Annotated in this window: 10 protein-coding genes; 6 read left to right on the forward strand and 4 right to left on the reverse strand. The window is 44.7% G+C overall.

The window, feature by feature from the left end; all coding sequences use genetic code 11:
- On the reverse strand, positions 1 to 1,374 hold the full coding sequence (locus PNUC_RS05205; protein WP_011902838.1) for a CmpA/NrtA family ABC transporter substrate-binding protein: 1,374 nt from the start codon (positions 1,372 to 1,374) through the stop codon (positions 1 to 3).
- Between the two features lie 20 nt (positions 1,375 to 1,394).
- Complete coding sequence (gene cobA, locus PNUC_RS05210) at positions 1,395 to 2,198, reverse strand: uroporphyrinogen-III C-methyltransferase (RefSeq protein WP_011902839.1); 804 nt, start codon at positions 2,196 to 2,198, stop codon at positions 1,395 to 1,397.
- A 151-nt stretch (positions 2,199 to 2,349) separates the two neighbouring features.
- On the opposite strand from cobA, the gene PNUC_RS05215 reads away from it, so the two are divergent.
- Genes PNUC_RS05215 through PNUC_RS05240 form a run of 6 tightly spaced genes read left to right on the forward strand, consistent with a single transcriptional unit; the run spans position 2,350 to position 10,697 of the window.
- Entirely contained in the window at positions 2,350 to 3,645 is a 1,296-nt protein-coding gene (locus tag PNUC_RS05215) for a CmpA/NrtA family ABC transporter substrate-binding protein (protein ID WP_011902840.1), read from the forward strand.
- Positions 3,642 to 6,092 carry a nitrite reductase large subunit NirB gene (gene nirB, locus PNUC_RS05220; RefSeq protein WP_011902841.1) on the forward strand — a complete coding sequence of 817 codons (2,451 nt, stop codon included), beginning with the start codon at positions 3,642 to 3,644 and terminating at the stop codon, positions 6,090 to 6,092. Before PNUC_RS05215 ends, nirB begins: the two co-directional genes overlap by 4 nt.
- On the forward strand, positions 6,085 to 6,435 hold the full coding sequence (nirD, locus tag PNUC_RS05225) for a nitrite reductase small subunit NirD (RefSeq protein ID WP_011902842.1): 351 nt from the start codon (positions 6,085 to 6,087) through the stop codon (positions 6,433 to 6,435). The genes nirB and nirD overlap by 8 nt, the downstream gene beginning before the upstream one ends.
- A complete protein-coding gene (locus PNUC_RS05230) occupies positions 6,428 to 9,268 on the forward strand; it encodes a nitrate reductase (protein WP_011902843.1) in 2,841 nt (946 codons plus the stop codon). The genes nirD and PNUC_RS05230 overlap by 8 nt, the downstream gene beginning before the upstream one ends.
- 7 nt (positions 9,269 to 9,275) lie before the next feature.
- Complete coding sequence (ybiB, locus tag PNUC_RS05235; RefSeq protein WP_011902844.1) at positions 9,276 to 10,184, forward strand: DNA-binding protein YbiB; 909 nt, start codon at positions 9,276 to 9,278, stop codon at positions 10,182 to 10,184.
- A 3-nt stretch (positions 10,185 to 10,187) separates the two neighbouring features.
- Positions 10,188 to 10,697 carry an HPP family protein gene (locus PNUC_RS05240; RefSeq protein WP_011902845.1) on the forward strand — a complete coding sequence of 170 codons (510 nt, stop codon included), beginning with the start codon at positions 10,188 to 10,190 and terminating at the stop codon, positions 10,695 to 10,697.
- A gap of 6 nt (positions 10,698 to 10,703) precedes the next feature.
- Here PNUC_RS05240 and PNUC_RS05245 read toward each other — a convergent pair whose 3' ends face one another.
- A complete protein-coding gene (locus PNUC_RS05245; RefSeq protein WP_011902846.1) occupies positions 10,704 to 11,228 on the reverse strand; it encodes an HPP family protein in 525 nt (174 codons plus the stop codon).
- Positions 11,225 to 12,364, reverse strand: a complete 1,140-nt coding sequence (locus tag PNUC_RS05250) for an HPP family protein (protein ID WP_161485573.1) — start codon at positions 12,362 to 12,364, stop codon at positions 11,225 to 11,227. Before PNUC_RS05250 ends, PNUC_RS05245 begins: the two co-directional genes overlap by 4 nt.
- Between the last annotated feature and the right edge of the window lie 69 nt (positions 12,365 to 12,433).

Here is a 12,433-nt window from a genome sequence, read left to right on the forward strand (position 1 = left end):
TCATGCTTTATTAGTTTGAAAAGATTTCAAATAGGCTGCCGGTTGACTAGGGTCAAACTCTTTACCCATAATCTTGTCTTTTTTGTATCCCACTTTAGCTAATGGTGGAACTGCAATGCCAGTCTCGCCCATATACTTTTTAGCGTCCGTAAGCAAGAATACTTTTTCAGAGATGTCCTTATAATTCACATCGCCTTTGACATAGCCCCAGCGCTGCATTTGAGTCAACATCCAAGTTGCCATGGAGTACCAAGGAATTGGGTTGAAGTCGATGCGATCTGGTACGTTTTGCACATTGCCTAGACCATCTGCAAACTTACCAGTGAGAACTTGCATTACAACTGTCTCTGGCTGGTTAAGGTAATTTGGCGTAGAAATTACTTTAGCAATTAAAGGTCTATTCGCAGGATCACGTGCCATCGTCGAAGCATTTAAGACTGCACGATAGAGGGCTGCAAAGGTATTTGGATTCTTACGGATAAATTCTTCTGAGGTTCCAAAAGCACAGCAAGGGTGACCATCCCAAATCTGCTTAGTCAGAATGTGAATAAATCCGACCTCGTCATATACTGCGCGCTGGTTAAATGGATCAGGCCCTAAAAAACCATCAATATTGCCGGCACGTAAGTTGGCAACCATCTCTGGTGGAGGTGTAACGCGAATCTGAATATCTTTATCTGGATCTAAGCCAGCTTGAGCAACGTAATAACGCAGCAAGAAGTTATGCATTGAGTATTCGAATGGAACAGCAAACTTCATGCCTTTCCAGTTTTTCGGATCACGATTATCTTTATGCTTGTTAGCCAACGTAATAGCCTGACCATTCACGTTCTGAATTGTGGCCACACGCATCTGAGAAGGATCAGAACCCAAGCCCATTGACATTGAGATCGGCATTGGTGATAAAAAGTGTGAGGCATCATGCTCTTTATTGAGCATCTTGTCACGAATTAAAGCCCAACCTGCGGTCTTATTAAGCGTAACCTTCAGGCCTTGTTTTTTATAAAAACCAAGTGGGTCAGCCATGATGAGTGGAGTCGCACAAGTAATTGCGATAAAGCCAATTTTTAGGTCTGGTTTTTCTAATGGCGCTTTTTCTTGTGCCATTGCCTGCAAGGACCCTACTGGCAAGAAGCCCGAGAGAGCGCTCATTGCTCCACCAACTCCAACAGCCTTTAAAAATGCGCGTCTACGATCTTCTTGAGGAAAAAGAGCCTTAACTAAGCTGGCCTCAACAAAATCTGCGCTTTGCTGCTCGGCATCCACCATTGCTGAAAGCGAGTTTGCATGATCTAACTCAGATGCATGCTGTCCACAGCTGCAGCGGTTGCTAAACAGAGGTCTATCTGGATCAAAAGGACGATATGAATTCATTTATAGCTCCTAGTAAGTAATTAAGATGCCGCTTGAAATACGTTGAAATGATTTTGTGACTCGATTAATGGGATAAGCGTATGCAGTTTTTTTCTATAAACCTCTCCAACCATCACCACAACAGGTTGCTTATCTAAAAAATGATGATGAACATCACCAAAGCGCAATTCATCTAATGTGCAAGCAAAACTGCGTTGCGTTGGCAGGCTGACCGATTCCATCAAGCAAACAGGGGTATCTACCGTGTAGCCCTGAGCAATCAATGTTGTCGCAACCTCAGATAGCTGATCACGCGCCATATAGTAAATAGCGGTTTTATGATCTTCGTGCGCACAACGGCCTGGAAGAGTAGTCAGCGTCAGGGTTCTACTTAACTCTCTCGTAGTTGGAGGCTGCTTTAATTCTGCCGAGGCCGCTAAGGCAGTAGTGATGCCTGGAACAATCTCATAGCGCACGTTTGCTTTCTCAAGAGCGTCAATCTCTTCCTGTGCACGACCAAAGATCATTGGATCTCCGCCTTTTAAGCGCACAACTACTGAGTACTTACCTGCAGCATCCACCAATTGCTTGTTGATGAAGTGCTGAGAGCTTGAATGCGATCCGCATCTTTTGCCTACCTGCACCAACCTAGTGCTAGGACACCACTCCAACATAGAAATATCGATGAGTGCGTCAAAAAAAACAATGTCTGCCTGAGCCAAAATTCTTGAACCCCGAACAGTGATGAGATCAGAGGCTCCAGGCCCAGCACCAATGAGGTAGACGCCAGGCAACGCCCCATTTAATTTGGGTGCTTTGACTGTTCTTAGTGCAATTTGTTCCATGCATCATTTGTAACAGTCGGCAATAGCCCTAAATTCTCTACGTGAACCAAAAATGCTCATGCTTTGATTTGGTGCACCAATACTGAGCCACCACTCTAATCTCGGGACTTACTACTTCTTTATCGTTAGTTATCGACTAAAGGAGCTCAGCATGAAAGTGAAAATAAGCATTAGCGGTTTATTACCAGAAGCTACTACCCCCACTGTTGCTGATGCGAATCCTACGCGTCGCAAACTTATCCAAAGTATTGGCTCTGCCAGCATTCTGTCCTTAATCGACCCAATGGTTAAAGCGGGTGCATGGGCGGCAGGCTCAGATGCCCCTGAGAAAACGGATGTAAAGGTCAGTTTCATTGCCCTTACAGACTGCTCATCGGTTGTCATGGCTAACCATCTTGGTCTAGATAAGAAGTACGGCGTTAAGATCATCCCCACTAAAGAAGCGTCATGGGCTGCAATCCGTGACAAGCTTGTAAATGGCGAGAATGATATGTCTCACATCCTCTATGGTTTAGTTTATGGATTGCAGATGGGTATTGGTGGCCAACAAAAAGATATGTCAGTTCTGATGTCTCTAAATAATAATGGTCAGGCAATAACCTTATCAAAAGCGCTTTATCAAAAAGGTGTAAGTGATGGCGCCAGTCTTAAAGCGCTCATGGATAAAGAAAAGCGTGACTACACTTTTGCGCAAACTTTCCCAACTGGTACACACGCTATGTGGCTTTACTACTGGTTAGCGAACTATGGCATTAATCCATTTAAAGACGCAAAAATTATCACCGTTCCGCCCCCACAAATGGTCGCGAATATGCGTAGCGGAAATATGGATGGCTATTGCGTAGGTGAACCCTGGAATGCCCGCGCAATCATTGACGGCATTGGCTTTACAGCCATTACTACACAAGCAATCTGGCAAGATCATCCAGAAAAGGCTTTAGGAACAACCTCCGACTTTGCCAAGAAGTATCCCAATACTTGTCGCGCAGTTACGGCAGCAATATTAGAGGCTGGAAAATATATTGATGCATCGACTTCGAATAAGCATGCAACTGCGGAAGTTGTAGCTGCACCTTCATTTGTCAATACTGATGTTAGTGTGATTCAAGACCGCATGATGGGTCGCTATAACAACGGTATCGGCAAAACTTGGGATGATCCCCATGCGATGAAATTCTATAACGATGGTATGGCTAATTACCCCTACCTATCTGATGGCATGTGGTTTATGACTCAGCACAAGCGCTGGGGTTTACTCAAAGAGCACCCAGATTACTTGGCTGTAGCAAAAAAAGTAAACAACATTGCGCTTTACAAAGAGGCTGCTACTGCTTCAAAGACACCACTACCAAAAAGCGATATGCGCTCCAGCAAATTATTTGATGGTGTTGTGTGGAATGGCTCCAACCCTGCTGCTTATGCAGATAGCTTCAAGATCAAAGCATGAAAAAACAAAAACTCGTCATGATTGGCAATGGGATGGCCGGCGTTCGGACCATCGAGGAACTATTAAAGCTCGACCCAGAGCTTTATGACATCACCATCTTTGGTGCTGAGCCCCATCCCAACTACAACCGTATTTTGCTGTCCCCAGTATTGGCCGGCGAACAGACTCTTGAGCAAATTGTTCTAAATGACCTCGATTGGTACAAGAGCAATGGCATCCATCTTCATCTTAGCAAAACCATAACTAAGATTGATCGCAAAGAGCGTACTGTTATTGCCGATGATGGCACCATTGAAAGCTACGATCGCTTATTACTGGCTACCGGCTCTTTACCATTCATCTTGCCTGTTCCAGGAAATGACTTACCTGGCGTGATTGCGTATCGTGATATTAAAGATACCAACGAGATGATTGATGTGGCGACGCGTTACAAAAATGCCGTAGTCATTGGTGGTGGCCTGCTTGGTCTCGAAGCTGCAAACGGTCTAGCTCTCAGAGGTATGAGTGTGACCGTGGTCCATCTTGCCGAATGGTTGATGGAAAGACAGCTAGATAAAACAGCAGCTGATTTACTACAAAAATCCTTGGAAGAAAAAGGTCTTAAGTTTTTACTGAAAACTTCTACCGAGGCAATTACCCCTAATGCCGCCGGCGATCGTGTCGGCCATATCCGCTTTAAAGGTGGGCTAGAAATACCGGCTGACTTAGTTGTTATGGCGGCGGGTATTAAGCCCAATACAGCTTTAGCCGAATCTGCAGGTTTACATTGCCAAAGAGGTATCGTTGTTAACGATACTCTGCAAACGTTTGATCCAAGAGTTTATGCAGTTGGTGAGTGTGCAAGCCATCGTGGAACTGCCTATGGTTTAGTTGCGCCTTTATTTGAGCAGGCTAAGGTTTGTGCAAATCACCTTGCCGAACACGGTATCGGTCGATATGAGGGCTCCGTAACGTCAACAAAACTGAAAGTAACGGGCGTCGATCTCTTCTCCGCTGGAAACTTTATGGGAGGCGAAGGTACTGAAGAAATTACTCTAGCCGATCCTATTGGTGGCGTGTATAAAAAATTAGTTTTAAAAGATGATCGTTTAATTGGCGCCTGCATGTTTGGCGATACAGCAGATAGCACTTGGTATTTCAAGCTCATGCGTGACGAACAAAGCATTGCAGAAATTCGTGACACATTGATGTTTGGTGAATCCAATATTGGTGATGTTGGCCATCAAGGTCACAATAAAGCGGCCGGAATGACTGATGCAGATGAAATTTGCGGATGCAACGGGGTTACCAAAGGCACCATTGTCAAGGCTATTCGGGAACAGGGTTTATTCACGCTTGATGAAGTAAAGAAATGTACTAAAGCAAGCAGCTCCTGTGGCTCATGTACAGGCCTAGTTGAGCAAGTGCTGATGAATGTTCTTGGCACAGACTATTCAGCAACCCCTAGAAAGAAATCAATTTGTGGATGCTCCGATCTTTCTCATGATGAAATTCGTCAAGCCATACGCTCCGGTCACTTAATTTCTCAAGAGCAAGTTCGCACCGAGCTGAATTGGAGAACACCTAACGGTTGCGCGACTTGTCGCCCTGCCTTAAATTATTATTTGATCTCCACATGGCCACATGAAGCAAAAGATGATCCACAATCCCGCTTCATTAATGAACGTGCTCATGCCAATATCCAGAAAGATGGCACCTACTCAGTTATTCCGCGGATGTTTGGTGGTCTAACTACTCCTTCTGAACTACGAAGAATTGCTGACGTTGCTGAGAAATACCAAGTGCCCACAGTGAAGGTCACTGGCGGCCAACGAATTGACTTACTTGGCATCAAGAAGGATGATCTCCCAGCGGTTTGGAAAGAGTTGGATATGCCGTCAGGTCATGCCTATGGCAAATCAATTCGCACAGTGAAAACTTGTGTTGGTGATGAGCACTGTCGTTTTGGTACCCAGTCCTCCATGAAAATGGGCGTAGATCTAGAGAGAATGCTCTTTGGTATGTACGCACCTCACAAAGTGAAGCTTGCAGTATCTGGCTGCCCACGAAACTGCGCAGAAGCTGGCATCAAAGATGTTGGAATCATTGGTGTTGAATCTGGCTGGGAACTCTATATTGGTGGTAACGGCGGCATTAAAACTGAAGTAGCGGAATTTCTCTGTAAAGTTAAAACTGATGAGGAAGTTCGTGAATATTCTGGTGCCTTCTTACAGCTGTACCGCGAAGAAGCTTGGTATTTGGATCGAACTGTCCATTACTTGGCAAGAGTTGGCATGGAATACATTAAGCAAAAAGTGGTCGACGATGCTGAAAGTCGTAAAGCTCTCTACGAAAGACTGCTGTTTGATCTAAAAGATGCTCCAGATCCCTGGAAAGACTTTGAACGTGCTGGTGTAGATGTTCGTCAATTTAAAACCATCCCTATTGTCGAGGTTGGAAATGTCTAATACCGCCCAACTTGATCAGTGGCAAAAAATCACAACAGTTGATGAGATTCCTGTTCTGGGATCTCGGGTTATTGAAGCGCCAGCTGGTCAAATAGCTATTTTCAGAAATTCAGAAGACGAAGTATTTGCCGTATTGGATAAGTGCCCGCATAAGGGTGGCCCCCTGTCTCAGGGCATTGTCCATGGAAAATCCGTAACCTGTCCACTGCATTCCTGGAATATAGATCTCTCCACTGGCTGTGCAGTTGCCCCAGATGAAGGCTGTGCTAAATCCTTTGCAGTCAAAGTAGAGTCTGGTGTGGTTTGGCTAAGCCGCGAGGAATTGCAAGCTACTCATGGCTGAAGTTAAGAGCACCTGTTGCTATTGCGGTGTTGGCTGTGGCGTCATTATTGAAACCGCAGAAAGTAACGGAAAGATCGAGGTAACCGGGGTTCGCGGCGACCCCGATCATCCTGCAAACTTTGGCAGACTCTGCAGTAAAGGCTCCACCCTTCATCTCACTGCAAACCCAAGCCTTCAGATGCAGGCTCGGCTGGGTTCACCAGCAATCCGCAAGGCAAGAGGCGAAGATCCGGTAGATATTTCTTGGCCCGAGGCAATTCAAACTGTTGCCCAAAAATTTGCCGACATCATTCAAGAGCATGGTTCAGAATCTGTTGGCATTTATGTGTCTGGTCAATTACTGACCGAAGACTATTACATCTTTAATAAGTTAATGAAGGGCCTAATTGGCTCTAACAATATTGATACCAACTCACGCCTATGTATGTCTAGTGCGGTAGCTGGCTACAAGCAAACTTTGGGAATGGATGCCCCACCCTGTTGCTATGAAGATATTGATTCTGCATCCACTATTTTTATTACGGGATCAAATACCGCTTTTGCTCATCCGATTTTATATAGACGTCTTGAGGATGCCCGTAAAAATAATCCGGATCTCAAAGTTATTGTTGTTGATCCCAGAAAAACCGATACCGCCAAAGAGGCTGATCTCTACCTACAGATACAACCTGGTACTGATGTTGCCCTCTATCACGGGATGCTTTACATCATGCTCTGGGAGAAATGGATTAATGAGTCTTATATCAACTCATATACGGCAGATTTTGATGCGCTGCGTGATTTGGTTAGAGATTTCACGCCTAAGGCAGTAAGTCAGATCTGTGGCATTAACGAAAAAGACTTGTTCCAAGCAGCGCAATGGTTTGCAACTTCTCCCGCAACTCTATCGATGTACTGCCAGGGATTAAATCAATCAGCATCAGGTACAGCCAAGAATGCTGCTTTAGTAAATCTACACTTGGCCACCGGTCAAATAGGGAAAGCTGGTGCTGGTCCATTCTCTTTGACTGGACAACCCAATGCCATGGGTGGCCGGGAAGTTGGAGGTTTAGCCAATCTACTATCCGCACACCGTGATCTTGCTAACCCAGAACATCGTGCAGAAGTTGCAAACCTGTGGGGGGTGGATTCAGTTCCCGAAAAGCCAGGTCTTAGTGCCATTCCCATGTTTGAGGCATTGCGTACTGAAAAACTCAAAGCAATATGGATTGTCTGTACAAACCCTGCACAATCAATGCCTGATCTCAATGCAGTTCACGAGGGATTAAGCAAGGCAGAATTTGTTGTGGTGCAGGAAGCTTATGCGCACACGGCCACTACCTTATATGCAGACGTATTATTGCCCGCCACTACCTGGGCAGAAAAAGTGGGAACAGTTACTAATTCAGAGCGAAGAATTTCCAAAGTAAATCCCGCAATTGATCCCTATGCGTCTGCTAAACATGATTGGCAGATCGCTCTTGAAATTGGATTAGCTCTTGAAGCGCTATTACCAGGCAATAGAAAAGAAGGAACATCCACTCTATTTCCTTACGCCGGACCTGAGGATATTTGGAATGAGCATCGTGAGAGTACAGCCGGTCGCGATCTCGATATTACTGGTTTAAGCTACAAAATCCTTGAGGAGCGTGGGCCTCAACAGTGGCCAATGCCAGTAGGTTCAGATTCGGGAAAGAAACGTCTCTATGAAGATGGAATATTCCCAACTAAAGATAAGAAAGCACACTTTATCGCTGCGCCTTATAAGGCAACTGCAGAATCAGTGGATGCACGATATCCATTTGCCTTAAATACTGGGCGCCTCAGAGATCAATGGCACGGTATGAGTAGAACTGGAACCATTGGAACGCTTTATGGGCACTCACCTGAGCCTTGTGTAGAACTATCACCTAAAGATGCCGGCAGGATGAATCTAGAAAATGGTGATTTAGTTCATGTCACTAGTCGCAGAGGTAGTGAGATCTTCCCAATCAAAGTCTCAGACGATATCGCCTCCTCGCAAGCCTTTATTGCCATGCACTGGGGTTCTGAATTTATTTCAGGCGCTGCTGGTAAAACACCGGGCCGCGGAGTCAACGGCCTTACTTGCAACATGATCGACCCCGTATCCGGTCAGCCCGAACTGAAACATTCAGCCGTCAAGATTTTGCCCGCTAATCTTCCCTGGCATTTAGTAGCTTTCGGCTTATTTCCTAAAGAAGAAGTATTTTCTGTTCAAAACAGTTTGCGCAGCATCCTGCCTCATTTCGATTCTGCCCAATGTGTTCTATTTGGTAGAGAGCAGGATGGTGGCCTCATTGGAGTTTCATTCAAGGCCGCTCACCACGATGACCCGCTAGAAGAATCAGAATCTCTTGCCGCGCAAGCTTTAAAGCAAGTGATGCAGAAATTCAAGCTAGATGAAGCATCTGGAGAACCTGTAATGCGCTATATTGATAAGCGCAGGGGCGTAGTTCGACTTGTTCGCGCTCAAGAGAAGGTTCTATCTGCCATGCTTACCGGCCCTATTGGCAGCCTAGCAAGTACTGCCTGGTTAAGAGAGTACCTAGAAAGCGGTTTAGATGCAAAAGCGCTTGGTCGGTCTTTGTTGATGCCTGTCAGCAAACCCCCTGTAGAAATTAAACCCAAAGGTAAGGCCATTTGTAATTGCTTTAATGTATCTGCAGACACAATGAAGCAATGCTTAAGCAAGATGCCTGCAGGAACCTCCCCCGATGATGCTATGAGCTCACTTCAATCAGAAACGCAATGTGGAACTAATTGTGGATCCTGCAAGCCCGAAGTCAAGCAAATTATTGTCAGCTTTCTCAAGAAAGTGGAAGTAGCGGCATAATCCTGCAATGAGCATCACATCATTCTTAAAAGTTATTGGCCGAGGCAGCAAAGGTGCCGGCGATCTTGATCGCAATCAGGCTAAAGAAGTATTCACTCAAATTCTAGATGGCAATGTCAGCGATCTTGAGCTCGGTGCATTTTGTATTGCTATGCGCATCAAGGGTGAGTCCGTATCTGAGCTCATGGGCTTTATGGATGCTCTGCAACCACATCTAAATTTACTAAATCTTGGCACACGTCCAACCATAGTCTTACCAAGCTATAACGGGGCTAGAAAACAAGCAAATCTCACACCACTTCTTTCCGGCATGCTTGTTAGTTATGGTTTTACAGTGCTTGTTCAGGGGGTCGAAAAAGATCAAACCAGGATAACGAGCCATGAAATCTTTAAGTCCCTTGGCTGGCCAATTCTCAAAACGAAAGATGAATTTGGTGCACTCCTGGCATTGAATCAACCGATCTTTTGCTCTCTTAATGTTATTTCCCCAGCGCTTCAAAAGTTATTAGATATCAGGGAGCGAATAGGTCTGCGGAATACTAGTCATGTGCTGGCAAAACTCATTAACCCAACCCTTCAGAAGCCTTGGCAAGTTTCCAACTACACACATCCAGAATATCCAGAAAAACTACGAGAATTTTTTCAACTTCGCTCAGCCAATGCAATTTTGATTAGAGGGAGCGAGGGTGAACCAACTGCCTCCCTGCAACGATTACCTGAAATGCATTTTTTGCATGCAAATGCGAATGAAATTACAACCCCCGAAGAGCGCTTTGAAGATCTCAGTCCGTTTTTAGACATTGATGCCATTTCAACCGCATCCGTTACCGAGCAAATTCTATCTGGGCAAGTCAAATGTCCGAGCTCAATTCTCAGACAAGCCATTCAAATATCTACGATGGCTGGATTACACTAAGCGATGCTCAGAACAGTTAAACGTTTGGCATGGGTTTCATTGGGAGCAATCGTTGCGCTTGGCTTGGCCCTGCTTGCCACTAAACCACCAACAACGCCATTACTACTTGCTTCGCTAGGCGGTTCAACAATATTTCTGTTTGGCTTGACTGGTGCTCCTGCAGCACAGCCAAGAGCTTTATTTGGCGGGCACCTCATTAGCGCACTCATTGGTATTGTCTGCTACCAGCTCTTTGATGATGCTTTATGGGTTTACTTGCTTGCGGAGGTAATTACTTTGGTAGTCTTATTGCTTACGCAAACCGTTCATCCGCCGGCTGGTGCTAATCCACTCATCATGATCCAGGCGCATGCTAGCTTTGGCCATCTTACAGCAGTTGTTTTGGTAAGCGTGACGATTCTTGCGGTTGTAGCAGCCATCTGGAGTCGCCTCACTCCCGGTAAAGCCCTGCATTACCCAGTGAAGTGGAATGAACCCTCACCGCAATCCAAGGATTGGAGTGTTTGGGGGTAGCAAAGCTTAGCCCAACGAACGCTTTATTAAAGCTTTGTTTAAAAAACTTGCTAAGACCAATACAAGAGAGTCCACCAAAACGGGATGCCAGGCAAAGTCATAGCTATTAGTTCCAGCCATTACTATAAAAATACTTAAGAAAACCGCTGGTGGATGCATGCACCCCAGCAAATACATTCCAACTATCGTACCAATGACGGCAACTGGAATTCCCACAGAAATCGATGAAATTAGATAAACACAAATGAAGGCTACGCAGGAAGCCAATAGATTTGCCTCTATTAAAGTTAAGGGCGAAAAGAATTTACTATTGGGAAATAGGAAAATGCATAAAGCGCTGACTCCAAAAACTGCCGTCACCATGTTCTCATCTTGAGTCATATCACCCCATAGAAGATTCAATAGGGCTATCGCAAAAATAGTTAGGCCAACACCAATCGATACTAGCAACCTATCAAACCAAGAGTATTGGTCCTGAGGTGGTGCAATTTGATGAAAGAAATTAATCAGTTTATTGAAAATATTTTTCATCTAATATCAATAGACTGGTCAATAGCTTTTACAAAGTCAGATTGGGTGATCATTCCTACCAACTGCCTATTATCATTAATTACGGGGATATGGTGATGACCATCACCACAAAATATCTCAGCTAAGTCAAGCATATTTCGATCTTCACTAATTACCCTTACCGGCTTACTCATCACCTGCCCAACAGCGTTAGGCAAACTATTCAAACCGGGAACAGCTGTCCGCATAAAACCCCTGATGCGCTGTCCAAAAGTTTGGTGGAAATCCACTGCTGCACTTTTAAGAAAATCCTCTAGAGTAATAATTCCAAGCACCCTTTTTGCACCATCTATGACTGGTAAAGCTTTAACATGACGCTTGCGCAGTAAATTCCATGCTTGATCCAAAGGTGAATCCATCCCAACGTATAAGACTTCAGTGGTCATAATATTTTTACATAGCATACTTTGCAACTTCTTTTGATAAGCCCCATGTTCAACTTGAGAAATCAAATTGGCTAAATCATCCTTACTGATATCTAGTACTTGGTTATAGCTCTCCAAGACAGCGTTAATTTCCTGATCCTCGATCTTACGATTTCGTTTCTGCAGTGGAGATGAATCCAAGACGGCCTTAGGGCGTTGCGGATATGGCTTGCCAGTTAAGGAGTTATAAATGACTGCACATAAAACCAATAAAACAGCATTACCCATAACCGGAAAAAGCACAAAATGAAAATCTGTCATTCCACCCAAAGGAATTAAAAGGGCTAAAGCTGCAGCAGGTGCGTGTAAGCAACGCAAGGCAAACATTGCCAAGATTGCGAGTCCAACAGATAAGGGAATTAATAATGGTAATTCATGGACAAATTGCGTACACGCAACACCTACCAAAGCAGAAACACAACTACCCCCTATAACTGCCCATGGTTGCGCCATTGGACTTGAGGGTAAGACAAATAATAAAAATGCACTGGCACCCATCGAGGCGACAACCCATGGTGATGCGTTTCCGTAACCTGCAAGCAATAAACCAAGTCCCATCATTGCGAGCAAGCCCAGCACAACTCCTAAAACCGATCTAAACCGCTCCAACCAAGAAACTGAGGTAGTTTCTGGAAGAACAATGGTAATTAACTTTTTAAAAAAATGTCTCAAAAGCGATCTCATTAAAGGCTTATTTTAAATGCACCAAAAGTGGTACTAGTTGGGCTATTGTATGCAAAT

Source organism: Polynucleobacter asymbioticus QLW-P1DMWA-1, assembly GCF_000016345.1.
Taxonomy (GTDB): domain Bacteria; phylum Pseudomonadota; class Gammaproteobacteria; order Burkholderiales; family Burkholderiaceae; genus Polynucleobacter; species Polynucleobacter asymbioticus.